This is a genomic window from Mycolicibacterium sp. CBM1, from assembly GCF_054073305.1.
The window spans coordinates 261,817-285,878 of sequence record NZ_JBSXPP010000001.1 but is presented as its reverse complement, the minus strand read 5'-3'; the positions used below and the strand labels follow the sequence as shown (position 1 = coordinate 285,878).

The window sequence follows — 24,062 nt, the reverse complement described above, 5'->3', positions numbered from 1 at the left end:
CGATGACGAGTGCCGCCCGCCGCTACGGCTGGCGGGGGTTCATCCTGGTGATGACCGCGCTGGTGCTGACGTCCTGTGGCTGGCGCGGTATCGCCAACGTGCCGATGCCTGGCGGTCCGGGCAGCGGCAGCGACAAAATGACCATCTACGTCCAGATGCCGGATACGTTGGCGCTCAACGTCAACAGCCGGGTCCGCGTTGCCGACGTCTACGTCGGCTCGGTGCGCGCAATCGAGTTGAAGAACTGGATCCCGACGCTGACGCTCGATCTGCAGCCCGGTATCAAGTTGCCCGCCAACGCGATTGCGCGGATCGGCCAGACCAGCCTGCTGGGCACCCAGCACGTCGAACTGGATACCCCGCCCAATCCGTCGTCGGAGCCGCTGCGAAACGGGGCCACCATCCCGCTGAAGAACTCGCAGTCGTTCCCCACCACCGAGCGCACGCTGGCCAGCATCGCCACCGTGCTGCGCGGCGGCGGCATTCCCAACCTGGAGATCATCCAGACCGAGGTCAGCAACATCCTGTCCGGCAACGCCGATCAGATCCGCGATTTTCTGGGCAAGCTCAACACGTTCACCGATCAGCTCAACCAGCAGCGTGACGACCTGACCCGCGCGATCGACAAGACCAACGAACTGGTCAAGATCGTCGCCGACCGCAACGCCACCCTGGACCGGGTACTGACCGAATTCCCGCCGCTGATCAAGTATTTCGCGGACGCTCGGGACCGGTTCACCGGTGCCGTCGAGGCACTCGGCCGGTTCAGCCGCGTCACCGACCAGACGCTGTCGCAGTCGCGCGCCGACTTCGACACCAACCTGGCGTTGCTGCAGCGCCCGCTCAAGCAGCTGGGCCGGGCGGCGCCATACCTGATCGACTCGCTGAAGCTGGTCATCACCGCGCCCTACCCGATCGACAACATCCCGAAGGTGATCCGCGGTGACTACATCAACACCTCGGCCACGTTCGACCTGACGTTGAGTGCGCTGGACAACGCGTTCCTGACCGGCACGGGCGTGTCGGGCATGCTGCGCGCCCTCGAGCAGGCCTGGGGCCGGGACCCGCAGACGATGATTCCGGACGTCCGGTTCACGCCGCACCCGAACATGGCCGAGGGCGGCCCGTACGTCGAGCGCGGCGAGTGAGGGTGACGACCAGATGTTGACCCGCTTCATCAAGACACAGCTCATCGTGTTCGGCGTGCTGACCGTGATCGCGCTGCTGGTGCTGGGCGTGTATTTCCTGCGCCTGCCCACGTTGGCCGGTGTCGGGCAGTACACGCTGAAGGCGGACCTGCCGTCCTCGGGCGGGCTGTACCGGACCGCCAACGTCACCTTCCGCGGCGTGACGATCGGGCGGGTGACCTCGGTCGAGCCGACCGAGACCGGCGTCCTGGCCACCATCAGCATCAGCGACAAGTACAAGATCCCGCTGGACGCCAGTGCCAACGTGCATTCGGTGTCCGCGGTCGGCGAGCAGTACCTGGATCTGGTGTCCGACGGCAATCCCGGCCAGTACTTCAGCCCCGGGCAGACGATCACCAAGTCGACGGTCCCCGAGGAGATCGGGCCTGCTCTGGACGCCGCGAACAAGGGGCTGGCGGCGTTGCCGGCCGACAAGATCCCGGTGCTGCTCAACGAGACCGCCCAGGCGGTCGGTGGACTGGGCCCGTCGCTGCAGCGGCTGGTCGATGGCACCCAGGCGATCGTGGGTGACTTCAAGACCAACATCCAGGACGTCAACGACATCATCCAGAACTCGCCGGCCGTCGTCGACAGTCAGATCAACTCCGGCGACGCCATCGCGGCATGGGCGGCGAACCTGAACACCATCACCACCCAGACCGCCGCGCAGGATCAGGCGTTGCGGGACGGACTGCGCAAGGCGGCCCCGACGGCGGACGCCGTCACCGCGGTGTTCAGCGACGTCCGCGAGGCGCTGCCGCAGACGCTGGCGAACCTCGAGATCATCCTGGACATGCTCAAGCGCTACAACAAGGGCGTCGAGCAGTCGCTGGTGCTCCTTCCCCAGGGCGCGTCGGTGGCGCAGGCGGTGTCGGCGCCGTATCCGCACCAGGCCGCACTGGACTTCGCGTTGACCATCAACCAGCCGCCGCCGTGCCTGACCGGCTTTCTGCCGGCCAGCCAATGGCGGGCGCCGGCCGACACCCGGACGATGCCGGTGGAGAACGGGCTCTACTGCAAGATCCCGAAGGACACCCCGGCCAACGTGGTCCGCGGCGCGCGTAACTTCCCCTGCGTCGACGTTCCGGGCAAGCGGGCGGCGACGCCGATGGAGTGCCGCAGCACCGAGCCGTACACACCGCTGGGCAGCAACCCCTGGTACGGCGACCCGAACCAGGTGCTCAACTGCCCGGCACCTGGAGCCCGATGCGATCAGCCGGTGAACCCCGGTACCGTGATACCGGCGCCGTCGATCAATAACGGCATGAACCCGTTGCCGGCTGACCTGCTCCCAGGACCCACGCCGCCGACGAGTGACGATCTCAGCCCGCCGGGCAGCGGGACGGTGCAGTGCAACGGACAGCAACCCAATCCGTGCAGCTACACTCCGGCAGCAAGTAACACGGCCGTCTACACCCCGTCCAGCGGCGAGGTGACCGGCCCTGACGGGGTCAAATACAACGTCAGCAACTCGAGCAGTACAGGAGACGACGGATGGAAGGAGATGCTGGCTCCGGCCGGCTGACTCCCAACCCGCCCAGCACCGACGACGACGGCGAACCCAGTGCGCTCGAGTCGACGGTGACCTCGGATCCCGCCGACGACGCACCCGGTCAGGGATCGCGGTTGAGCGGTCGTCGATTGGCCGGTGTCTGCGCGGCACTGGTGATCGCCAGCCTGCTGGTTGCGGGCGGCGGCTTCCTGGCGCTGCGGTCGCACCAGCGAAGCCTCGCCGAGCAGCGCGCCGAGACCGCCGCATTGGCGGCGGCCAAGGACTGTGTCGCGGCCACCCAGGCGCCCAACGCCGACGCCATGGCGGCCAGCCAGCAGAAGATCATCGAGTGTGCGACCGGTGATTTCGGTGCTCAGGCCACGCTGTACAGCGGGCTGCTGGTCGACGCCTACCAGGCCGCGAAGGTCCAGGTGCAGGTCTCCAACATGCGCGCGGCGGTCGAACGCCACAATGACGACGGTTCGATGGACGTCCTAGTGGCGCTGCGGGTCAAGGTCTCCAACACCCAGGCCGACGGCCAGGAACAAGGTTACCGGCTGCGGGTCCGGATGATGCCGGACGGCGGCACCTACAAGATCGCCCGGCTCGACCAGGTGAGCAAGTGACGGTGGCGGTCTCCGAGGCAGATGCCGCCGGCGCCGAGGTGGCCGAGACGACAGCCGAGACGCCGGCCGAGACGACAGCCGAGACAATAATGCTGGGCCAGACAGCCGGCGCCGCTCCGGCCGCATGGCCGGCACGAGCCGGCGCGTTCGCCCTCGACGTGCTGCTGGGCACCGCTGTTGTCATCGTCTGCCTGCTGCTGGCCTGGTCAGCGGACGTCCGCACCTGGGTGTGGTGGCTGGCCGTCACGCTGGCCGGGGTGGTCTTCCTGGCGATGGCCGTCAACCGGCTGTTGTTGCCGTCCCTACTCGGCTGGTCGCTGGGCAGGTCGGTGGTCGGGATCGCGGCGATCAAGCGCGACGGCGCGGTGGCGGGTCCCTGGCGGCTGTTGGTGCGCGACCTGGCGCATCTGCTGGACACCGCGGCGGTGTTCGTGGGCTGGCTGTGGCCGCTGGTGGATTCTCGTGGCAGGACGTTCGCCGACCTGCTGACCGGCACCGAGGTGGTGCGGGTGGCGGGGGAGCGGCCCAACACTCGGCGGCTGGCCGGCGCGGTCGTCGCGGTGACGGCCCTGATCGGGATCGCGGCGACCGGGGTGGGCTATGTCGCGGTGTATCGCCCCGCGCTCGCGGTCGAGCAAGCCCAGCAGCAGCTCGCCGTACAGGGCCCCAAGATCGTCGCGCAGCTGCTCAGTTACGACGTGGCCACCATCGACGACGACTTCGCCCGAGCCCGCGGCCTGGCCACCAACAGCTACCGCCCGAAGCTGGTGGCCCAACAGGACGCCGTGCGTAAGGCCGGTCCGGTGGACAACGACTACTGGGTGACCAACAGCGCCGTACTGACCAACACCCGCGACCGGGGCGTCGTGTTGGTGCTCATGCAGGGGCAGCGTGGTGCGGCCCCCAAGCAGCGCCTGATCACCGCCACCGTGAAGGTCGACTTCGAGAGATCCGCCAGTGGGCAGTGGCAGGTCGCCAACCTCTCGGTGCTGGCCCGGCCCAACCCCGCGGGTCAGGCGAAATGAGTCCACGCCGCAAAGTCGAACCCGGCAGCCCTGAGCTGTTCCGGCGGCCCGATCCTCGGCCACGCCGGTGGGGCCTGCCTGTGGTCGCCGTGCTCGCGGCGGTCGCGGTGCTCGCGGCGCTCACCGTCAGCACCCTGCTGCTGATCAAACGCGAAACCCAGCGCCGGGACGCGGTCCGCGACGTCGCGGTGCTGAGCTCGGTACGCGGGTTCGTCACGCAATACACGTCGATCGACCCGTTCCACGCCAACGCCTACGCCGACTCCGTGCTGGCCCAGGGCACCGGCCAGTTCGCCAAGCTCTACAAGGAGAAGATGAACGAGGTCGTCATCCAGGTCGCCCGCGCCGAACCCACCAAGGGCACCGTGCAGGATCTGGGCATCGAACGCTGGCATCCCGACGGCAGCGCCGACGTGGTGGTCGCCGCCACGACGAAGACCACCATGCCCGACGGCAAGACCGTCGAGAGCGGTAGCCGCTGGGTGGTCACCGCGATCCAAGAAGGAGGTGCAGGAGGGCCGTGGAAAATCAGCAACCTGCTGCAGGTGATCTGACCGACGCCGCGCCGGATCTCGAGGCGCCTGGCGAGGCAGCGGAGCTCACCGAATCCGGCGAAGCCACCGATGAGCCCGGCGCCGACGCGCTCGCCGGTGACGGCACACCTGACAAGCCGAACTGGTTGGGCCGCAACAAGATTGCGCTCGCTGTGGGAATCTCGGCGGCACTGTTCGTCGCCGCCGGCGGATTCGCCGGAGCGACGGTCCAGCCGTACCTGATGGACCGGGCGATGGTCGACACCAAGCTCGACATCGCCCGCACCGCGGCAGAGGCGATCACGACGCTGTGGACCTACACCCCCGAGAACATGGACACCCTGCCCGACCGGTCGGCGAAGTACCTCTTCGGTGACTTCTCCGATCAGTACCGTAAGTACGTCGACGCGATCGCGCCGACCAACAAGCAGGCCAAGGTCACCAACAACACCCAGGTGGTCGGTGCGGCCGTCGAGTCGTTGCGCGGCTCCGAGGCGAGCGCGATCGTCTACACCAACACCACCTCGACCAGCCCGTTGAGCAAGAACATCCCGGCTATGCGCTATCTGTCCTACCGGCTGGAACTCAAGCGCGACGGGGCCGACTGGCGGGTCACCAAGATGACCACGGTGACCTCACTGGACCTCACGCCGCAGATCTGACGCCGGTTGCATAGTGCCTCGCGGGGCACGCACGCGGCGATACACTTCCGGCCTGCATCGGGGGCGGGGGTTCGCAATGGTGACGACGGTAGCGCTGGCGAGGCGAATCGCAGGGATGGTGATCGTCCTGGGTGCGGGGACCGCGATCGGCACGGCGATTGCCGCGCCGGCGTCGGCGTCACCCGAGACGTCCTCGGCGGCGTCGTCACAGCCGTCGGCCCAAGCGGAGACAAAATCGACCACGTCGCGACCCACCGCCAGACCCGCCGCCAGGTCAGCGATCAAGGTCAAGGCCTCGACGAGAACGAGGGCCGGTTCGGGCACGACCGTCGCGATCCAGCCCGCCGCAACGGCACCCACCTCGATGCGCTCGACGGGTCGATCCGCCACGGCCCGCCGCGTGTCGACCAGTCGCGCCGATCAATCCGGCAAGCGCTTCAGCTTTCTCGACAAGTTCGTGATCTTCCGGAGCATTCCGTTCAGCTTTCCGCGACGACCGGCCCTGTTCGTCAAGAAGGTCACGGGCAGTGCGATGTTCACCGAGCAGTCGGTCTATGACCTGCATTCGGTCGATCAGTACGACTGGAACAAGCTGACCGGGATCTCGTTCAACCTGCTGCGCCCGGACAGCAACGCCCTCATGGTCGGGTGGCGGTACAACGTGGCCGACAACGACTTCGAGGTCGCGCCGTACTACAACGTCAACCAAGCCCGGATCCTGCCGGACGAGTCGACGGAGGTGATCGCGGTTCCGATCGGCGAATCCTTCACGTTCACCGTCGATTACGCCGGCATCACCCTGACCTACGGTGACCAGACGGTCATCAAGCCGATTCCGGCGGACCTGCACCCGAATCAGTGGTCGGCGTTCCGGGTCCAACCGTGGTTCGGCGGAACCAGCCTGCCCCCGAACAGCCTGTCGCTCTACCTCAGGCTGAACAGCTGGTGCAGCTCGATCTGACGTCGAATGTTCGTACGCTGCAGAAAGATTCAGCTGAACGCGAGCCAACTGGGCAGGGCGCGTTCCCGGGAGTCGCACAGCACCTGCATGGTGTCGCACGAGCCCTTGGGTACCCCCGCGCCCGCCCACATGCCGCCGGTGTCTCGGCGCAGCACGATCGACGACGAGCCGCCACCGTCGAGCAGGATCGCGGTGTCGCTGCCCAACCCTCGGAAGAGATCCTGGATTTGGTCGGGCGTGTAGCTGCCGCCCTGGAAGACGTACATCTCGTCGCGGTCCCTGGCGTAGGCCAGCGCGGTGCGTGCGGCGCTGGGGCCGGGATCGTTGAGCTGTCCGGTGTCCCCGGGGGCCAGTAGCTTCAACCCGCTGACGGCCACGAAGCGGGAGCCGTTGTCCACCAGGCCCTGGATCACCGGGGTGGCGGCGTCGTAGTCGTCGGGGGTCTTGGGGGTGACGACGAAGGGCGCGCCGGCGACCGGGATGACCATGGTGGTTAGTGCCGTCCACACCTCGTCTCCACCGGAGAGCGCCTGCTTGCCGGCGTAGGCGATGGTCCCGGTGACGGCGGCGTTGGCCCGGCCCTGCCCCTGCGTGTTGTCGACGTAGGCGCCCAGCGGCGAGCTGCATCCGGTGCTCTTCCACGAGCCCGCCTGCTGTGAGCGCACGTCGAAGAAGTTTGCGTTCACCGCGATCGCCGGTTGGCCGAGCGCCTGCCATGCCTGCAGCGGGGGGAAGGTTTCGGAAGCCTGCACCAGACCTTCCCGGGTGCGCGCCCCCGGCGTTCGCTCACACCGGGATTGGTAGCCGGTATGTGTGTCGACCAACAGTTTCGGCGCTAGCCGTTTGGAGGCTGCCTTGATGATCATCAGGTGGCCGCCATTGGTCATCTCGTACCAGTTGCCGGCAGCGGCGAGCATCGGTGCCGGATATCCGCTGCCGAAGTTGTAGACCAGGTAGTTGCCCCGCGTCGTCGCGATCGCCTGGGCCAGTTGCTCGCGCCCGTCGGCGAGAGCGGCCGGTGCGCGTGTCGTGGCGACCAGTGTTAGGCCTGTGATCGCCGCCATGCACGCCGCGGCGACGCGTCGCAGGTGTGCGGCTGGGGTTGGCACAGTCGGCCTTTCGTCACGACAGGCGGAGTTCGGCAAACTTCACAATAACCTCACGGCTAACGCTGTCAACATCCGTAACAATGCCGTGACGGTTCGGTCGCAGGCTTGTCACCATCGCGTTCGGGGGCTTTGCTGGCGCGGAGTCGGCCGGTGAGTGGTGGTTATGAGCGGCCGTTCCGGGGAACTCCTGCTAGGCGCGGAGCGCTGAGCCCCGCCAGAACACGAGGAGTAGCAATGATCGGAACGATTATCGGAGCGATTGTGGTCGGCCTGATCGTCGGGGCGCTGGCGCGATTGGTGATGCCCGGCAAGCAGAACATCGGCGTCATCATGACGATCCTGCTCGGTGCGGTCGGCTCGTTCCTGGGCTCGTGGATCACCTACCAGGTCGGGTACGCCAACTCCAACGGCGGGTTTGCGGTCATCCCGTTCCTGGTGGGGATCGTGGTCGCAGTCATCCTGATCGCGATATATCTCGGCGTCACCGGTAAGAACAATCGCGTCCACCACTAACTGCTCGCACTGCTCAGCGGCCCGGCGGTGCGAGCCGGTACACCGCACCGGCGTAATCGTCGGTGATGTACACCGCGCCATCGGGGCTTGGCACTGCGGCCACCGGACGGCCCCAGCGACTGCCATCGGAACTCTGGAAGCCACCCACGAGGGTCTGCTGCGGGCCCAAAAGGCCGTTCACCCACGGAAAGAACGACACCTCCGGCGCCCGCGGCGGGGTGCGGTTCCAGGAACCGTGCATCGCGACCAGGGCGCCCGAGGTGAACGGGCTCGGCAGGGCCGCCTCGGCGAAGCTCATGCCCAGCGGAGCAGAGTGCGCCCCGAGGGTCTGCTCAACCGGAGGCAACGCCGCACAATCCAACCGGTTGCCATCGGGATTGGTCTGGGCGTCGCGGAGGAAGACCGGACCGTTCTCGACATCGGGATTGCAGAACGGCCAACCTAATTCGCGCCCGGGAGTCAGCCGGGCGATCGACTCCGGCGGATGGTCGTTGACGTAGTCGGTCACCCGTCCGTAGGACGGACCGGGGCGCGGGTCGGCGATCTGGTCGCGGTTGTTGACCGCGGTCCACAGCGATCCGTCCGGCGCGATCGCCAACCCGGTGCCGTTACGTACGCCGGTGGCGAAGGGCACCGCCGGGCCGCCGCCGGGCGGGATCCGCATGATCGTCGCGCGCGGCGGGGTGGCAGACCGGTCCTCGGCACTGATGTTCCCGGTCGATCCGATGGAGAAGTAGATCGCCGAATCCGGGCCTACCGCAACGCTCTTGAGAGCATGGGCATACGCACCGCCCAGTTCGGGGCTGCGGGCATCCGGTAGGTCGCCCGCTACCGTGCGGGCCTCGCCGACCTGGCCGTCGGCATAGGTGAAGGCGTCGATCTGGTCGCTTTCGGCGACGTAGAGCGTGGGACCATCGAAGGCCAGACCGTGCGGCTGGTCGAGTCCGTCGAGCAGAACCGAGCTGGTGGCGCTCTGTCCGGATGGGGTCAGTCGCAGCACCTGGCCGGTGGCGGGAGTCGACACCAGCAGGGCGCCGTCGCGCGTCCATGCGGCTAACCGGGCCTTGGGCACCCGCGCCCACACCGCCATCGTCCAGCCCGCCGGGATCAGGGCCTGCCGGACGGTGTCGAACGGCGCCGCGGACAGCCCGGTCGGCACCGCAACGATCGTGGGCACCAAGCCGGCCGGCGCAGACACCGACGGGGCGGGCGGGGCCGGTGGGGCCGGTTGCCCGCACGACGCCGTCAGCACCGCCACCAGCGCCACCGCCGGGGTGGCGCCGAGCTTAAGCCGCCAACCCGGCATGCATCTCCCAGACCAGGATCTCGGACGGCTCCACCGCGGTAACCCGCTGGCCGCCCGATGCGGTGAAGCGCACCGCGTCGCCCTGGTGCAGCTCGCCCGCCCCCTCCAACGTCACCGCGCCACGCGGGACGAACAGATGCAGATAGGGGGCCTCGGGCAGCAGGACCGTCTCACCCGGTTGTAAACGGGCTCCATGCAGTGCCGCGTAGCGGTTGCGGATGGCGATGGCGCTCTGGTCGCGGTGCTCGGGCATTCCAGAGGCGATGGTGACCAGGCCGCCGCGCAACAACTCGTCGTCGATCTCGAGCTGTTGATATCCGGGGTCGGCGCCGGACTCGTCGGGCACCACCCACATCTGAACGAAATGCACAGGCTCACTGTGGCTTTGGCTTCCGGTCAGTGTCCAGGAGTCGTTCTTCTCCGAATGTAAAATGCCGCGGCCGGCCGACATCCGCTGGGCCAGACCGGGATAGATGACGCCGGAGTGCCCGGCCGAGTCCTGGTGTACCAGCGAGCCCTGCAACACCCAGGTGACGATCTCCATATCGCGGTGCGGGTGGGTGTCGAACCCGGTGCCCGGTGACACGATGTCGTCGTTGTTCACCAGCAGCAGCCCGTGGTGGGTGTTGGCGGCGTCGTAATGATGCCCGAACGAGAACGAGTGCTTCGAGTCCAGCCAGTCGATCTTCGTCGCTGCGCGGTCGGCGGCACGTCTGATGTCGACGGTTGCGGCCATGTCATCACCCCTTGGGATCCTTGCCAGCCTAGGTGGCGGGCGTCGAACTCGACAACATGGATGACGTGTCATGTATTCCGCTAGGCTCGGGCCATGACGCAGCGCTGGCTGACCGGTGACCAACAGCGGATCTGGCGCAATTACCTGGCGATGGTTACCCGACTGCAGGCGGCGATGAACCGGCAGCTGCAGGCGGACTGCGGGTTGTCGCTGGCCGACTACGACGTGTTGGTGAGCCTTTCCGAGCGGGGGCCGATGCGGGTGTTCGAGCTGGCCGACGAGCTCGGCTGGGAGCAGAGCCGGCTCTCGCACCAGTTGAGCCGGATGCGGGCTCGCAACCTGGTCGACCGGCGCGGCAGTGATCAGGACCGGCGCGGTGCGACCGTGGGGATCACTCGTGCCGGTACCGAAGCGCTCACCAACGCCGCGCCCGGTCATGTCGCGCTCGTGGGGTCGGTGCTCTTCGACGGCATGACGGCGGCGCAGCTTCGGGCCTTCGACGCGCTCACCACCACAGCGCTGGAGCGGCTGGGCAGCTGAGGGCCCCGCAACGCAATCCGCCGCCACGCCACGACGGCTGTGGCGGCGGACCGCATCCGGTGTGAGCCGGTCAGCCGGTCATGAACTCGTCGTAGGCCGACTGCAGGTTGGCGGGCAGTACCGAGACGTTGCACTGGCGCTGGACGTCGCCGAGCGGCGCCAGGATGCCGCGCAGGTCGTAGTACTCGCCGGGGTTGGCGGTGAAATAACCCCGCACATTGGCCGCGGCCTCCGGCCGAGGCTGGTGGTAGGCCGCCGTCAGCACCTGATTGGCGCCGGGATGGTTGGCCAGATACTGATGCGCCGATCCGGTCACCGTGCTGACCGTGTCGGCGACCGTGGCGCTGTTGCAGTCAGGCGCCGCCATGGCGACCGGTGCGATCAGTGTCGCCACTGCCATGCCGCCCACGAGCCACCCCGTCGTCAGGGCCCAAGCCTTCTGGCCGGCCTTCTTTCCCGACGCGTTACCGCTGAAGTTCATTATCACTTCCTTCTTTCGAAACGCAGTCATCTGCACTGAGTTCCCCCTTCCTGAAAACCAAAGTACCCGTGGCGTTTTGCGGCAAACGTCGGTTCTCAGGCCGGTATTGACACGCGCGTCTGCGTTACGGTCGACCGCAGTGACATTGGCCGCACCTTGCCGGAAATGTTTTGCGCGCTCGGCTACTCGCTTGTGAACGGGTTAACCGCGCTTATCGATTCGCGAATCGCCTTAATTGATAGCGATTTCCAGTGTGACGTATCTGTGACCAACGGCAAACATGCATAGAACACGCGTAGGTCCGGGGTGGATCGGGTAGACGCACGCAGAGGTGCAAACCCCGCGCCGACACACATCCGTCAACGCATGAGGGGAAACCCATGTCCAATCCCGATACCACCACTTTGCTCGCCCAGCTGCGGGCCGTCCTCGATCTTACGAACACCGAAATCCAGATCGCCGAAGCCCGCGTCGCGCAGGCGCGCACCGAGGCCGTGCGCCGTGAACTCACCCAGAACGCCCAGAACGGTCGCGAGCGGGCCGACGCCATCGAGACTGCGATCCGCGACCTCGGTGGCTTCCCGGACGTGATCGGCCCGTTCTTCGGCCGTGCCGCGGCCGCCGTCAAAGCGCTCACCGAGCAGGCGCAGCCGTTCGACGAGGCGCTGCTCGGTGACCTCGCCCTGGAAGGCCAGTTGCTCGATCGTTCCCGCTACCTGAAGGCGCTGGCCGTGGCCACCCGCCAGTCCGAGGTCGAGAGCCTGGCCAACCGCCTGATCACCGCGCATTCGGCGACCGTTGGCTGGCTGACCACCGTCCTGGCCGAGGACGCCCTCGGTGGTCCGGCCGCGCTGCGCCGCACGCCACTGCAGATCGCGACCGGGCTGGCGATGCGGGTGGCCAACTGGCCGATGATCTCGTCGGTCCGCGGCATCGACCGAGCCCTGGATGCGCTCCGTAACACCCGGCCCGCCGTCGACGACCTGGTCAGCCGCGGCGCACACGCCGGTGAGGTGGCAGTCAAGGCCGTGGCAGCCTCCCGCGACGCCGCGCTGGAAACCGCCGAACGGGTGGCCCGGCGCGAAGGTGCCGACGGCGCCGCCGACGCTCTGCACTCGATGCGCAGCGCCACCGGTGTGCTGGCACCCGAGGAACTGCCCATCGCCGGGTACGACGAGCTCAACCTGAACGAGGCCGTCGCGGCGGTCAAGGATCTCAGCGAGCCGTCCGACCTGCGGGCGATCATCGCCTACGAAGAGGCACACAAGGCTCGGCAGCGGCTCGTCTCAGCCGCACAGACCCGGGTGGCCGTCATCGCGCAGGAGATCGTCGGCATCGACTAAGGCAGCTCGGACTGCGCCCACCCGCGAGCGGTACCCGATGATGGGGACGTGTCCGAACAACGGAACCACAAGGTTTCCATCATCGGGGTCGGCAGCGTGGGCACTGCGATCGCCTACGCCTGCCTGATCCGCGGATCGGCAGGCGCGTTGGCGCTCTATGACGTCAACGCCAAGAAGGTGCGCGCCGAGGTCCTCGACCTCAACCACGGCAGCCAGTTCGTCCCACACTGCACGGTGTCGGGCTCCGACCAACTCGACATCACCGCGGGCTCGGCCATCATCGTCGTCACCGCAGGAGCCAAACAGCATCCGGGGCAGAGCCGCCTGGAGCTGGCGGCCACCAATGTGGCCATGGCGCAACAGCTCACCCCACAGTTGCTCGAACTGTCACCGAAGGCGGTGATCGTCTTCGTCACCAACCCGGTGGATGTCGTGACCTATGCCGCCGCCCAGGCCGTCGACGCACCACCGGGTCGCGTCTTCGGATCCGGAACTGTGTTGGACAGCGGGCGTTTTCGTTATCTCGTCGCGCAACGGGCGGGGCTGGCCGTCGGCAATGTGCATGGCTTCATCGTCGGTGAACACGGCGACTCCGAGATCTCGCTGTGGTCCAGCGTTTCCGTCGGCGGAGTTCCCGCCGACCAGTTCCGCACCGACGGCGCCCAGGTGTTCGGTGAGGCGACCCGGGCGGCGATCTCGGCCGAGGTGGTCAACGCCGCCTACGAGATCATCGAGGGCAAGGGGGCGACCAACCTCGCGATCGGGCTGTCGACCGCACGCATCGTCGAGGCGATCCTGGGCGATCAGCACCGCGTCATGCCGGTCTCCACCGTCCAGCACGGGGCGTACGAAATCAGCGGCGTGGCCTTGTCCCTGCCGACCGTGGTGTCGGCAGCCGGTGCCGGCGAGGTGTTGCAGGTTCCACTGGCCGTTCACGAGTTGCTCGGCCTGCAGGCATCCGCCACCACGTTGCGCACCGCGCAGGACTCGCTCGGCCTCTGACAAGCCACACCAACGGAACTCCCGACATCGAGTCCGTGACCGCGATTCGCGGTTACGGTTGAGCCATGACAGAGGCACGCAGTCTCGCGGACATGAACCGCGCGGTGATCGAGGAGTTCCGGGCCCACGGCGGCAAGGCCGGCGGCATGTTCGAGGGAAAGCCGCTGGTGCTGGTGCACCACACCGGCGCCAAGTCGGGAGCCGAACGGATCGTCCCGCTGGTGCCGTATGTCGAAGACGGCCGGATCTTCGTCTTCGCCAGCAAGGCCGGTGCCGACACCAACCCGGACTGGTACCACAACCTCGTCGCCAATCCGGCGACGACGGTCGAGTTCGGCACCGAGACCTTTCCCGTCACCGCCCGCGTGCTATCCGGCGCCGAACGCGACGAGATCTACGCCAAACAGGCTGCGGCTGAACCACAATTCGGCGACTACCAGCGCAAGACGACACGCGTCATCCCGGTGATCGAACTGCAGCGGTCCTGACCTATAGCACGTCCGGCAGGCCGAACTTCGCGAACAGGCTGGTGTCGAGAAAGGCCACGACGTGTGAGACGCCGCCTGGGCCGATGTCGAGGACGTGCAACTGGAACGGCACGTGGCGCCCGCCGGTGCCGGGCAACCGCATGTACATCGCCGCGGCGGGCTGGCCATTCGCGGTCAACGGCAACAGCCGCATGTCGCCGGGCGCCTCGGCCGGGCAGTTCTGGTGGATGAGCGTGCCGATCGCGGGGCCACCCTGGTACCAGCCGGTGAACGGCGGCATCTCCCAGACGGCGTCGGCGGTGAACATCTCGGTCAGGCGCTCGATGTCGTAGTCCTCGAACGCCGCGATGTAGCGGGCCAGCTGCTCGCGGGCCTCGGCGGACTCCGGTGGCGAGAGCTGATCGTCCTGGCTCGGGCCCACCTCGTCGAGCTGGGCGTGGGCCCGCTGCAGCAGGCTGTTGACCGCGGCCGTGGAGGTGCCGACGGCCTCGGCCACCTCTGCTGCGCGCCATTGCAGCACGTCACGCAGCACCAGCACTGCCCGCTGGCGCGGCGAGAGGTGTTGCAGCGCGGCGACGAACGCCAGCCGGACCGACTCCCGTGAGGCCACGATTGTCGAGGGGTCAGCCGGGTCGTCATAGAACGTCGCGGGTATCGGCTCCAACCACGCCACCTCGGAGCGCTCCACGAGGTCGGCGGCGGGATCGGCGCTCGGCGCGCCCAGCCCGGTGGGCAGCGGCCGGCGTTGCCGTCCCTCCAGCGCGGTCAGGCAGGTGTTGGTGGCGATGCGGTGCAGCCAGGTGCGCACCGAGGACTTGCCCTCGAACCGGTCGAACGACTTCCACGCTCGCAGCAGCGTCTCCTGAACCAGGTCCTCGGCGTCATGCAGCGAGCCCGCCATCCGGTAGCAGTGCGCCAGTAGTTCGCGCCGGTACGGCTCGGTTTGGGCCGTGAATTGGGCCGTGAATTGGGCCGTGAATTGGGCCGTGAATCGGGCATCGGAACCGCTGCGGCGCGGGTCCCCGGCATCGTCGAGATTTTGTGCCAGGACGCCCACAGCCGCCAGCCTACGCACGACCCCCGACAGCCGGAACCGACGTGAGCGAGGGCGCCCCGTTACGCTCCCCTGATGGTCACAACACGCACCGAGCGGACGTTCGACGGGGTCGGGGGTGTTCGCATCGTCTATGACGTGTGGACACCGGACGCCGGGCCGCGCGGCGTGGTCGTCCTCTCGCACGGCCTCGGTGAACATGCCGGCCGCTACGGCTACGTCGCCGAGCGCTTCGGCCAGGCCGGGCTGATCACCTACGCCCTCGATCACCGCGGCCACGGCCGCTCCGCCGGCCGACGGGTGCAGGTGCGCAGCATCGACGAATACACCGGGGATTTCGACACCCTGGTCAAGATTGCCACCGCCGAACACCCGGAGCTGCCCCGTGTCGTGCTGGGGCACTCCATGGGTGGCGGCATCGTCTTCACCTACGGGACAGCCCATCCCGGCGACTTCGACCTGATGGTGCTCTCCGGTCCAGCCGTCGCCGCCAATGTCGGCGTGCCGCCGGTCAAGGCGTTCCTCGGCAAGGCGGTGGGTTCGGTGCTGCCGAACCTGCCCGTGCAGGAGCTGGACTCCAACGCCGTGTCCCGCGACCCCGCGGTGGTGGCCGCCTACAACGCCGACCCGCTGGTGTGGCACGGCAAGGTTCCCGCCGGCATCGCCAAGGCGCTGGTCAAGGTCGGGGAGACGATGCCACAGCGGGCTCGCCGGCTCACCGCGCCACTGCTGGTCGTGCACGGCGGCGCGGACCGCCTGGTCCTTCCCGCGGGCAGCGAACGGCTGGTTGACTGCGTCGGCTCCACCGATGTGAACCGCAAGGTCTACCCGGAGCTCTACCACGAGGTCTTCAACGAGCCGGAGCGCGATCGGGTGCTCGACGACGTGACCGCCTGGATCGAGGCCAGGCTGTGAGATCGCGCCGGAGCACCTGGATTCAGGTGCTTGCCGCGGTGGCGCTGCTCCTGCTCGCCGGCTGTTCCTCGAACAACGGTTCGCAGCACGCCTGGGTCGACGACGAGGTTTCCTTCGTCGCCGACGGGCTGACCGTGCACGGCACCTACCGGCATCAGCATGGCGGCTCGCAGGCGCCGGCGGCACTGCTGATCTCGGAGAGCGGGCGCACCGACCGCAACGGTGACAACAACGTCGCCGGGCCGATCGGCAACATGCGCCAGCTGGCCGAGTATCTCTCCGAACACGGGGTGGCCTCGCTGCGCTATGACAAGGTGGGCACCGGCCAGACCGGTCTGGGCCCGTACGCCGAGCACGCCGCCGACGTGGGCAGTGCGGTCTACACCACCGGCGCCAAGTCGGCAGTACGGTTCCTGGCCGACCAGTCCGGCACCGACAAGAACCGGATTTCGGTGTACGCCCTCGGCGAAGGCACCATCCATGCGATGACCCTGGCCGACGACACCTCCGCGGGAGCGCCCAAGATCCACACGCTGGCTCTGTTGCAGCCGCTGGCGGGCCGCTACCTCGACCTCATCACCGCTCGGGTCAACGCCGACATGGCGGCCGCCGTCGCGAGCGGTCAGAAGAATCGTCAGCAGGCCGACCAGGCGGTCGCCGAGTGGAACGCCGCCGTCGAGCAGGTCCGTACCAAGGGCACAGTGCCGCCGAAGCTGCCGGAAGGGCTCAGCGCGATCCTCAACCCCGGTAACGCCAAAGCCGTCGCCGAGGCCGATGCCATCGACCCCCTCGACCTGGCTGCCCGCATCCCGGCCGGTACGCCGGTGCTGGTCACCTGTTCGGACGCCGACGGGCAGGCCAACTGTGCGGACATGAAACCGCTGACCGCAGCGCTCGCGCACACCGCCCTGACCTTCGTCCAACTCAAGGGCGTCAACCACGTCCTGCGCGACGATCCGACCGACAACGTCGGCAACTACGCCAAACCGGGTCCGTTGTCACCGCAGCTGACCGCGGCACTGGATCAGTTCGTCACCAAGTAACGCCGTTAATGTGGGGCCTGTGGATCAATTCCATTCTGCGGAGCGCGGCCGTCGGAGCGCTCACCTAGGTTGGCGCTCATGAGCGAGGACAAGATGCTCGCGCGGATCGCCGCGCTGCTCCGCCAGGCCGAGGGCACCGACAACGCCCACGAGGCCGAGGCTTTCATGGCCGCGGCCCAGCGGCTGGCCACCGCCACGTCGATCGATCTCGCCGTAGCCCGGGCCCACTCGGCGGCGCGGACCGCCGGGCAGGTGCCGACCCAGCGGACGATCACGATCGGCGAACCCGGCAGCCGAGGCCTGCGGACCTACGTGCAGTTGTTCGCCGGCATCGCCGCGGCCAATGACGTGCAGTGCGACGTTGCCTCGAACTCGACGTTCGTCTACGCGTACGGGTTCGCCGAGGACATCGACGCCAGCCATGCTCTCTACGCCAGCCTGGTGGTGCAGATGGTGCGCTCCTGCGATGCCTACCTGGCCACCGGTGCGCACCGCCCGACGCCGACGATCACCGCGCGGCTGAACTTTCAGCTGGCCTTCGGAGCCCGCGTCGCCCAGCGCCTCGCCGAGGCGCGGGACGAGGCAAGGCGGGAAGCCACCAGCGATCGGCGCACCGCACCGGGAACCGAATTGGCTTTGCGCGACAAGGAACTCGAGCTGCGAAGCTACTACCGGCAAACGTCCAAGGCGCGCGGCACCTGGCAGGCCAGCCGGGCTTCCGCCGGCTATTCGTCGGCGGCGCGGCGAGCCGGTGACCGAGCGGGGCGCCAAGCCCGATTGGGGTCGAGTCCTGAACTGCCGGGGGCGCGCACCCGGCTGCGCGGGTGAGCGAGCGCGACAGCCAGCGCTCCCAGGTCTACGCCGCCGAGGAGTTCGTCCGAATGCTGTTCGACCGTGCCGCCCAACACAGTTCGCGCACCATCGAGTTCTTCGGCACGCAGCTGACGCTTCCCCCGGAGGGACGCTTCGCCTCGATGGAGTCGGTGCGACGCTACGTCGGCGACGTGCTCACCCTGCCCGCGGTGCGCGAGCGGTGGCCGGTCGCCGGGCCGCTCGGAGTGCGGACCAGGCGAGCCGCCACCGCCGCGCACTACGAAAACCGCGACGGCACAGCGGTCATCGCCGTCCCAGATCGGAACACCGCCGACTGGGCGATGCGGGAGCTGGTGATTCTGCACGAGATCGCTCATCACCTGACCCCGGCCGGCCCCGCCCACGGACCGAACTTCACCGCGACGTTCTGCGCGCTGGCCGAGGCGGTGATGGGGCCGGAGGCCGGTCATGTCCTGCGGGTGGTGTACGCCAAGCAGGGCGTGCGCTGAGCGCCGTCGGCACGGGTTACGGTGGGCCGGTGAACGACACGATCGGTCCGGACGACTGGCAGCCCGTCGATGCGTTGCTGGACCGGCTCCTGCTTGACGATGACCCGGTGCTAGCGGCCGCACTCGCCGACTCGGCCGCTGCGGGGCTGCCGCCGATCGAGGTGTCCCCGCAGAGCGCGCGGCTGCTCTACTTGCTGACCCGCATCGCCGCGGCGCGCCGGGTGCTCGAGATCGGCACGCTGGGTGGCTACAGCACGATCTGCCTGGCGCGCGGTGTCGGCGCCGAAGGCAGCGTCGTGACGCTGGAGTACGAACCGCGCCACGCCGAGGTGGCGCAGATGAACCTCGAGCGCGCCGGGGTTGCCGACCGGGTCGACATCGTCGTCGGTGCCGCGCTGGACAGCCTGCCCACGCTGACCGGCGACTTCGATCTGGTGTTCATCGACGCCGACAAGGAGAACAACACCGCCTACGTACAGTGGGCCGTCCAGCTCGGCCGGCCCGGCACCGTGATCATCGTGGACAACGTGGTACGCCACGGCCGCATCGTCGACCCGACGGAGGGTGACGGCCAGGGCCGCGGCGTACGCGACATGCTCGAGATGATCAGTACCCATCCACATCTGGACTGCGCCGCCATCCAGACAGTCGGGCTCAAGGGGTGGGACGGTTTCGCGATCGCTTTGGTGAAGTAGCTTCGGTGAAGTAGGCCGTTGGCACGGAACCGACGCCGAGAGGACTCTGACGCGATGCGCCGTGAAGTGAGTACGGTCGCCGACCTCCGGGCGATCGTCGGTGAACCCGATCCCTACGTCGCGAACAAGGTCAAGGACCGGCTCTCGCCGGTGCAGCGCGACTGGCTGGCCCATTCGCCGCTGGTGTTCGTGGCGACGACCGACGGCGACGGCCGGGTGGACGTTTCACCCAAGGGCGACCCGCCGGGCTTCGTCCACGTCATCGACGAAAGCACCATCGCGATCCCGGACCGGCCCGGCAACAGGCGCGTCGACGGCTACCTCAACGTTCTGCAGCGTCCCCAGGTTGGGACCGTCTTCCTCATCCCCGGTCGCGGTGACACGTTGCGGATCAACGGGCGGGCCCGAATCCTCGCCGACGCCGACTACTTCGACACCATGGTCGTCGCGGGCAAGCGGCCGCTGCTGGCACTCGAGATCGACATCGAGGAGGTGTTCTTCCACTGTGCCAAGGCCTTTTTGCGGTCCGACGCCTGGAAGCCGGAGACCTGGAATCCCACTGCGCTGCCCAGCGTCGCCCAGCTGGCCAAGGCGTTGCGAACGGACTGGACCGACGCGCAGCTCGAGGAGCGCTACTGCGAAGACAACGTCCGCCGCGTCCTGTACTAGCCGATGGGGCGCCAGTCGGCCCTACTTGCGGGGCAGGCCCAGGATCATCGAGGCGATGATGGTCAGCTGAATCTCGGCCGTACCGCCGCCGATCAACTCCGAGGGCATGTCGAAGTACGGACCGATCACCGCGGGGTCGGAATCGGCCAGCATGCCAAGACGTCCGGTGAGTCCGAGCGTTGCAGTGGCGGCCCGACGCAGCAGCAGCACCATCGCGTACTTGGCGATGCTCGACGCCGGCCCCGGCCCCTGGCCCTCGACCAGGCGCAGGGTCTCACGCAGCACCATCGCCTTGATCGCGGTGGTGTGGGCTTCGATCCCGCCGAGCGCCTGCAGGACGGCGTCGTGGTCGGGGCCGTCGGCGTCGGCCATCCGCCGCAGTGGCTCGCAGCGGTCGATGTTGACGTAGTTGCCGATCGCGGTGCGTTCGACGGCCATGGTCGCCACCGCCAGATCCCAGCCGTCGCCGGGCTCACCGACCAGCATCTCGTCGGGCACGAAGACGTCGGTGAGGAACACCTCGTTGAAGTCGAATTGGCCGCTGGCCTGCTTGATCGGGCTGACCTCGATGCCGGGGGAGGACATGTCGATCAGGAAGTAACTGATGCCCCGGTGCTTGCCGGCCTCGGGATCGGTGCGGGCCAGCAACGCGCCGAACTGGGCCAGGTGCGCCGAGGAGGTCCAGATCTTGTGGCCGTTGACCAGCCAGCCGCCGTCGACCTGCTGGGCACGGGTGCTCAGCGACGCCAGGTCCGAACCCGCGCCGGGCTCGCTGAACAACTGGCACCAGCGCTGCGTCCCGGCCAGGATCGGCCCGGCGAACCGCTCCCGCTGCGCGTCGGTGCCGGCGTCGAGGATCGTCGGCAGGATCCACTCGGCGATGTTCAATGACGGCCGGGTCAGCTCGGGGCGCTTGTCGAACTCCTCGCCAATGATCACCTGCTGCACCGGCGTGGCGGCCAGACCCCACGGCGGTGCCAGATGCGGTGCGACCAACCCGGCCCGCACCAGCAGGTCGCGCTGCGAACCGTAGGCCAGCCCCGGTGCCCGGCGGTCGTCGGTGAGGGTCTCGTTGCGCAGGGCGGCTGCCGCGTCTAGCGTCGCGGCGACCGACACCCGGAAGTCCTTCTCGACGTCACCGAGATTGATTGCGGTGGAACGGTTCAGCGTCCGGGCCAGCTGGCCGGCTTCACGTCCCCAGCGCGTCGTGGGCCCGAGGGAGGCGGCCAGCGTGGTGGCCCGCCGCCAGTACAGGTGGACGTCGTGTTCCCAGGTGTAGCCGATCGCGCCGAACATCAGCAGCGCGTCGAGCATCAGGTCAGGTCCGGTGCACACGGCCATCAGGGCCGCCGACGCGGCTGCCAGCCGGTGCTGGTCGATGTCCTCGTCGATGGCGCGCACCGCATCCCAGGCCGCCGCGGCGGCCAGCTCCGCGTTCACCAGCAGCACCGCGGCCTTGTGTTGCAGCGCCTGAAACGCGCCGACTGGCTTGCCGAACTGTTCACGGCTGCGGATGTGCTCCACCGCCATCTCGACGCCGCGGTGCACCGTGCCCGCGGCCGCGCATGCCGCCAGCGACGCCACGACGCAGCGGGCGCGCGTGGTGTCGATACCCGACACCACGGCGTCGGCCGGAACCGCGTGGCCGTCGAGGGTCAGTACGCCGACATCGGTGCTCAGGTCGGTGCCGCGCTGCGCTTCGACGGTGATCCCACCGTCAGCGGTCGCGACGTCCAGGGCGAACCACAGCTGTGCCTCACCACTGTGTGCGGCGAGCAGAACGCGTTGGGCACCAAGCAGTCCCAGCGTTGTCGAGGTCGATCCGCTCAGCCGCCACCGGTCGCCGTCGCGGACGGCCCGCACGGAGGAGTCCTCCGGAAGTACGACGACGGCGGTGGTGCCCCCGGCGAGGTCGGTGAGAAGCGGTGCTCCCGAGTCGTCGGCCAAGGTGGCCACGGCGCTGGCCGTCGCGGTGCTCAGCAGCGGTCCCGGCAGTAGCGCGGCCGCCGCCGCTTCGACGACGCACGCCATGTCGGCGAGCGTGCCGCCCTGCCCGCCGGTCTCCTCGCTGAGGTGGACGGCGTGGAAACCGTGAGCGGTGAATTCCTCCCACCACGTGGGCAGTTCGCCGGCGGCGATGGAGTCGAACGCCGCCCGGGTCTTGTCGATCGGCGAGTGCCGGGCCGCGAACTGGGCGACGGCCTGGGCCAGGTGCTCTTGTTCGGTGCTGATCGCCAGTGCCATGAGGTGTCAGTTCTCCAAACCGAGGATTCGAGCAAGAGCAGCGATACGTGCCGTCGCCGAACCATGGTGAAACACTGTTCTACTTAGTGTCAAGCCGCTACCAGCGACAATTGTCGTCGGTAGCGGCTCATGGCGTACGATCACAGAAGTCCGTTCTCTACCTTGCCTCAGCTGGCGGGTCCGAACCGGAGGTCGAACCGTCAACACCTCAGCCACCGATCTGGTGTCGCACGGCGGCCGGGTCATCCCGCTGTCGGACATGACCAGCGGCCAACTTGCACGCCGGGCCAGGATCATCGAGGACGTCATCGCGCTGATCGCCGAGGTCGGTGCGGACGCGGTGCAGATGCGCGACGTGGCGCATCGTTCCGAGGTGGCGCTGGCGACGCTGTACCGGTACTTCTCCTCCAAGGAGAACCTGCTCGCCGCGGCGCTGGAGGACTGGCAGAAGCGGCTGACCCGCCGGGTACTGGCAGGTGGCGGCCGCACTGGCGGGGACCCGCTGCCGGCCGTCCTGGACTACCTGCGGAGAGCCCAGCGTGCGTTCAACCGCAACCCGGAGATGACCGCGTTGATGCTGCAGATGATGACCTCCAACGACCCCGAGGTGAAGTCGACGATCGACCAGATGCAGCGCACCAACGTCGAGCTGCTCGACCGCCTGCTCGACGGTGTCGCACCAGACATGGTCCCCAACATCACCTTCGGACTCAACGCCGCACTCAGTGCCGCGCTGGCCGGACTGCTCGCCGGGCGGCTCACGTTGGACGAGTCGGTAGACCACGTCGAGTGGGTGGCCAGTGTTCTGCTGGCGAAGGCCGATCAGACCGATCAGGCCGGCCGGTCGTGAGCCTGTCCGCCCGGCTGTGGTCGGACAATGCCGACTTGGCTGCCGAGGTGTTGGCACACCCGTTCGTCCGCGGCATCGCCGACGGCACACTGCCCCGCCACCAGTTCGCCACCTACATCGCCCAGGACGCCTACTTCCTGGAGGCCTTCGCCCGCGCCTACGCGCTGGCCCTGGCACGCAGCACCGACACCGCGACACTGCTGGCGCTGGCCGACCTGATCACCGGCGTCCGTGAGGAACTGGCCCTGCACGCCTCCTACGCGCAGTCGTGGGGCATCGACATGGCCGAGGTGACACCGCTGCCGGCGACGTCGGCCTACACCGAGTTCCTCCTGGCGACAGCGGCCACCGGTGACCTCGGCGTCATCGTCGCGGCGATGACGCCGTGCATGCGGCTGTATGCGTGGCTGGGCCGGTCACTGGACGCCGACCGGGCAGGTTCCTACCGCGCGTGGGTACAGACCTATGCAGCAACGGAATTCGAGCAGATCGCCAGGGTTCTGGAAGAGCTGCTCGACGGCCACGCGCACGACACCCCGGCGGTGCGCACCGCCTACCGCCGTGCGATGCACCTGGAACTGGCGTTCTTCGCCGCGGCCGACGCCGCGGACTGACGGCTCAGAAGTCGGCCGGGCCCGGCCGGGTGATGGATCGCGGCGCCAGGTCCAGACCGCGGACATGCTCGGCGATCTCATGCAACGGCGCCACCCAGACGTCCGCGCGGTGGTCGACCTGGTCGCGGCGCGGTGGCGCTCTGCCCGGTGTGCTCCACCTCGATCAGGACGGGATGCGCGGGCAGGTTGTCGAGGTTCCCGACGAGGATCCCACCGTGCTGGTGGCCTACGAATTCTGATGCGCGCCAACAGATCTGGTGTTGCTTCAGCACGTGGCGACGGCCGCAGCCGTGCTGTTGGTGCAGCAGGACATCCGCCGTGAGCACCGCCGTGACGCTACCCTGCTGTCGGTCCTGCGTGACGCCGACGAGGCCCAGCTGGTGGTGGACCGGGTGCTCGGTGCGTTGCTCGCCTATGACATCGCCCACGGCTCCGATCTGGCCGACACGCTGGATACCTTTCTGCGGCTGGATAAGTCGTGGCAGGCCACCGCCACCGAAGTGGGCGTGCACCGCCAGACCGTGGCCTACCGGCTGCGCCGGATCGAAGAGATCACCGGCCGCAATCTGTCGACCACCGCGCACACGGCAGAGTTGTGGCTGGCGCTGCGGGCGCGCGACCTGGTGACCGCGCCGGGCGCCTGAGCGGATCT

At 68.2% G+C, this 24,062-nt stretch carries 28 protein-coding genes; 21 read left to right on the top strand and 7 right to left on the bottom strand.

The window, feature by feature from the left end:
- The first annotated feature begins 2 nt into the window (after positions 1-2).
- The 6 genes from ACXDF8_RS01365 to ACXDF8_RS01340 all read left to right on the top strand — a co-directional run bounded on the left by ACXDF8_RS01365 (position 3) and on the right by ACXDF8_RS01340 (position 5,525).
- Positions 3-1,148, top strand: a complete 1,146-nt coding sequence (locus ACXDF8_RS01365; RefSeq protein WP_457221447.1) for a virulence factor Mce family protein — start codon at positions 3-5, stop codon at positions 1,146-1,148.
- 13 nt (positions 1,149-1,161) lie between these two features.
- Entirely contained in the window at positions 1,162-2,712 is a 1,551-nt protein-coding gene (locus ACXDF8_RS01360; protein ID WP_457221446.1) for an MCE family protein, read from the top strand.
- Entirely contained in the window at positions 2,682-3,305 is a 624-nt protein-coding gene (locus ACXDF8_RS01355) for an Rv1363c family protein (RefSeq protein WP_457221445.1), read from the top strand. Before ACXDF8_RS01360 ends, ACXDF8_RS01355 begins: the two co-directional genes overlap by 31 nt.
- 89 nt (positions 3,306-3,394) lie before the next feature.
- A complete protein-coding gene (locus tag ACXDF8_RS01350) occupies positions 3,395-4,330 on the top strand; it encodes an RDD family protein (protein WP_457221697.1) in 936 nt (311 codons plus the stop codon).
- A complete protein-coding gene (locus tag ACXDF8_RS01345) occupies positions 4,327-4,884 on the top strand; it encodes an Rv1363c family protein (RefSeq protein ID WP_457221444.1) in 558 nt (185 codons plus the stop codon). Before ACXDF8_RS01350 ends, ACXDF8_RS01345 begins: the two co-directional genes overlap by 4 nt.
- Positions 4,851-5,525 (top strand): Mce protein, encoded by a 675-nt coding sequence (locus ACXDF8_RS01340; protein ID WP_457221443.1) that lies wholly within the window; start codon positions 4,851-4,853, stop codon positions 5,523-5,525. Before ACXDF8_RS01345 ends, ACXDF8_RS01340 begins: the two co-directional genes overlap by 34 nt.
- Here the strand turns inward: ACXDF8_RS01340 and ACXDF8_RS01335 are convergent.
- The gene (locus ACXDF8_RS01335; protein ID WP_457221442.1) at positions 5,499-5,915 is read right to left on the bottom strand and encodes a hypothetical protein; all 417 of its coding nucleotides are present in this window, start codon (positions 5,913-5,915) and stop codon (positions 5,499-5,501) included. The genes ACXDF8_RS01340 and ACXDF8_RS01335 overlap by 27 nt on opposite strands.
- A 10-nt stretch (positions 5,916-5,925) precedes the next feature.
- Between ACXDF8_RS01335 and ACXDF8_RS01330 the strand changes: the two genes are divergently transcribed.
- Positions 5,926-6,486, top strand: coding sequence for a hypothetical protein (locus ACXDF8_RS01330; RefSeq protein ID WP_457221441.1), 561 nt, complete (start codon positions 5,926-5,928; stop codon positions 6,484-6,486).
- Positions 6,487-6,515: 29 nt separating this feature from the next.
- On the opposite strand, the gene ACXDF8_RS01325 is transcribed toward ACXDF8_RS01330, so the two are convergent.
- Entirely contained in the window at positions 6,516-7,595 is a 1,080-nt protein-coding gene (locus ACXDF8_RS01325) for a phosphodiester glycosidase family protein (protein ID WP_457221440.1), read from the bottom strand.
- Positions 7,596-7,829: 234 nt separating this feature from the next.
- On the opposite strand from ACXDF8_RS01325, the gene ACXDF8_RS01320 reads away from it, so the two are divergent.
- Positions 7,830-8,108, top strand: coding sequence for a GlsB/YeaQ/YmgE family stress response membrane protein (locus ACXDF8_RS01320; protein ID WP_457221439.1), 279 nt, complete (start codon positions 7,830-7,832; stop codon positions 8,106-8,108).
- A gap of 13 nt (positions 8,109-8,121) precedes the next feature.
- On the opposite strand, the gene ACXDF8_RS01315 is transcribed toward ACXDF8_RS01320, so the two are convergent.
- Together ACXDF8_RS01315 and ACXDF8_RS01310 are read right to left on the bottom strand one after the other, a co-directional pair.
- Positions 8,122-9,414, bottom strand: a complete 1,293-nt coding sequence (locus ACXDF8_RS01315) for a PQQ-dependent sugar dehydrogenase (RefSeq protein WP_457221438.1) — start codon at positions 9,412-9,414, stop codon at positions 8,122-8,124.
- Entirely contained in the window at positions 9,395-10,150 is a 756-nt protein-coding gene (locus ACXDF8_RS01310) for a pirin family protein (protein WP_457221437.1), read from the bottom strand. Before ACXDF8_RS01310 ends, ACXDF8_RS01315 begins: the two co-directional genes overlap by 20 nt.
- Before the next feature lie 93 nt (positions 10,151-10,243).
- Here ACXDF8_RS01310 and ACXDF8_RS01305 point away from each other — a divergent pair, with 93 nt between their 5' ends.
- Positions 10,244-10,690, top strand: coding sequence for a MarR family winged helix-turn-helix transcriptional regulator (locus ACXDF8_RS01305; RefSeq protein WP_457221436.1), 447 nt, complete (start codon positions 10,244-10,246; stop codon positions 10,688-10,690).
- Between the two features lie 70 nt (positions 10,691-10,760).
- Here the strand turns inward: ACXDF8_RS01305 and ACXDF8_RS01300 are convergent, their stop codons facing one another.
- Complete coding sequence (locus ACXDF8_RS01300; protein ID WP_457221435.1) at positions 10,761-11,171, bottom strand: heme-binding protein; 411 nt, start codon at positions 11,169-11,171, stop codon at positions 10,761-10,763.
- Positions 11,172-11,551: 380 nt separating this feature from the next.
- Between ACXDF8_RS01300 and ACXDF8_RS01295 the strand changes: the two genes are divergently transcribed.
- The 3 genes from ACXDF8_RS01295 to ACXDF8_RS01285 all read left to right on the top strand — a co-directional run bounded on the left by ACXDF8_RS01295 (position 11,552) and on the right by ACXDF8_RS01285 (position 14,004).
- Positions 11,552-12,514, top strand: a complete 963-nt coding sequence (locus ACXDF8_RS01295) for a ferritin-like domain-containing protein (RefSeq protein WP_457221434.1) — start codon at positions 11,552-11,554, stop codon at positions 12,512-12,514.
- A gap of 48 nt (positions 12,515-12,562) precedes the next feature.
- Positions 12,563-13,516 carry an L-lactate dehydrogenase gene (locus ACXDF8_RS01290; protein WP_457221433.1) on the top strand — a complete coding sequence of 318 codons (954 nt, stop codon included), beginning with the start codon at positions 12,563-12,565 and terminating at the stop codon, positions 13,514-13,516.
- A gap of 65 nt (positions 13,517-13,581) precedes the next feature.
- Positions 13,582-14,004, top strand: coding sequence for a nitroreductase/quinone reductase family protein (locus tag ACXDF8_RS01285; RefSeq protein ID WP_457221432.1), 423 nt, complete (start codon positions 13,582-13,584; stop codon positions 14,002-14,004).
- A 1-nt stretch (position 14,005) separates the two neighbouring features.
- Here the strand turns inward: ACXDF8_RS01285 and ACXDF8_RS01280 are convergent, their stop codons facing one another.
- Complete coding sequence (locus tag ACXDF8_RS01280; protein ID WP_457221696.1) at positions 14,006-15,091, bottom strand: sigma-70 family RNA polymerase sigma factor; 1,086 nt, start codon at positions 15,089-15,091, stop codon at positions 14,006-14,008.
- A 42-nt stretch (positions 15,092-15,133) separates the two neighbouring features.
- Here ACXDF8_RS01280 and ACXDF8_RS01275 point away from each other — a divergent pair, with 42 nt between their 5' ends.
- From ACXDF8_RS01275 to ACXDF8_RS01250, 6 genes are all read left to right on the top strand, one after another.
- Positions 15,134-15,973, top strand: coding sequence for an alpha/beta hydrolase (locus ACXDF8_RS01275; protein ID WP_457221431.1), 840 nt, complete (start codon positions 15,134-15,136; stop codon positions 15,971-15,973).
- On the top strand, positions 15,970-17,016 hold the full coding sequence (locus tag ACXDF8_RS01270) for an alpha/beta hydrolase family protein (RefSeq protein WP_457221430.1): 1,047 nt from the start codon (positions 15,970-15,972) through the stop codon (positions 17,014-17,016). The genes ACXDF8_RS01275 and ACXDF8_RS01270 overlap by 4 nt, the downstream gene beginning before the upstream one ends.
- Before the next feature lie 78 nt (positions 17,017-17,094).
- The gene (locus ACXDF8_RS01265) at positions 17,095-17,844 is read left to right on the top strand and encodes a DUF2786 domain-containing protein (RefSeq protein ID WP_457221429.1); all 750 of its coding nucleotides are present in this window, start codon (positions 17,095-17,097) and stop codon (positions 17,842-17,844) included.
- Positions 17,841-18,338, top strand: a complete 498-nt coding sequence (locus tag ACXDF8_RS01260; RefSeq protein WP_457221428.1) for a TIGR04338 family metallohydrolase — start codon at positions 17,841-17,843, stop codon at positions 18,336-18,338. Before ACXDF8_RS01265 ends, ACXDF8_RS01260 begins: the two co-directional genes overlap by 4 nt.
- A 29-nt stretch (positions 18,339-18,367) precedes the next feature.
- Entirely contained in the window at positions 18,368-19,033 is a 666-nt protein-coding gene (locus tag ACXDF8_RS01255; protein ID WP_457221427.1) for an O-methyltransferase, read from the top strand.
- Between the two features lie 54 nt (positions 19,034-19,087).
- Positions 19,088-19,702: a pyridoxamine 5'-phosphate oxidase family protein gene (locus ACXDF8_RS01250; protein WP_457221426.1), complete on the top strand. Its 615-nt coding sequence runs from the start codon at positions 19,088-19,090 to the stop codon at positions 19,700-19,702.
- Between the two features lie 21 nt (positions 19,703-19,723).
- On the opposite strand, the gene ACXDF8_RS01245 is transcribed toward ACXDF8_RS01250, so the two are convergent.
- Positions 19,724-21,946 (bottom strand): acyl-CoA dehydrogenase family protein, encoded by a 2,223-nt coding sequence (locus ACXDF8_RS01245; protein ID WP_457221425.1) that lies wholly within the window; start codon positions 21,944-21,946, stop codon positions 19,724-19,726.
- 223 nt (positions 21,947-22,169) lie between these two features.
- Here ACXDF8_RS01245 and ACXDF8_RS01240 point away from each other — a divergent pair, with 223 nt between their 5' ends.
- From ACXDF8_RS01240 to ACXDF8_RS01230, 3 genes are all read left to right on the top strand, one after another.
- A complete protein-coding gene (locus ACXDF8_RS01240) occupies positions 22,170-22,796 on the top strand; it encodes a TetR family transcriptional regulator (RefSeq protein WP_457221424.1) in 627 nt (208 codons plus the stop codon).
- Complete coding sequence (locus ACXDF8_RS01235; protein WP_457221423.1) at positions 22,793-23,410, top strand: TenA family protein; 618 nt, start codon at positions 22,793-22,795, stop codon at positions 23,408-23,410. Before ACXDF8_RS01240 ends, ACXDF8_RS01235 begins: the two co-directional genes overlap by 4 nt.
- A 257-nt stretch (positions 23,411-23,667) precedes the next feature.
- Entirely contained in the window at positions 23,668-24,054 is a 387-nt protein-coding gene (locus ACXDF8_RS01230) for a PucR family transcriptional regulator (RefSeq protein ID WP_457221422.1), read from the top strand.
- Positions 24,055-24,062 lie beyond the last annotated feature (8 nt).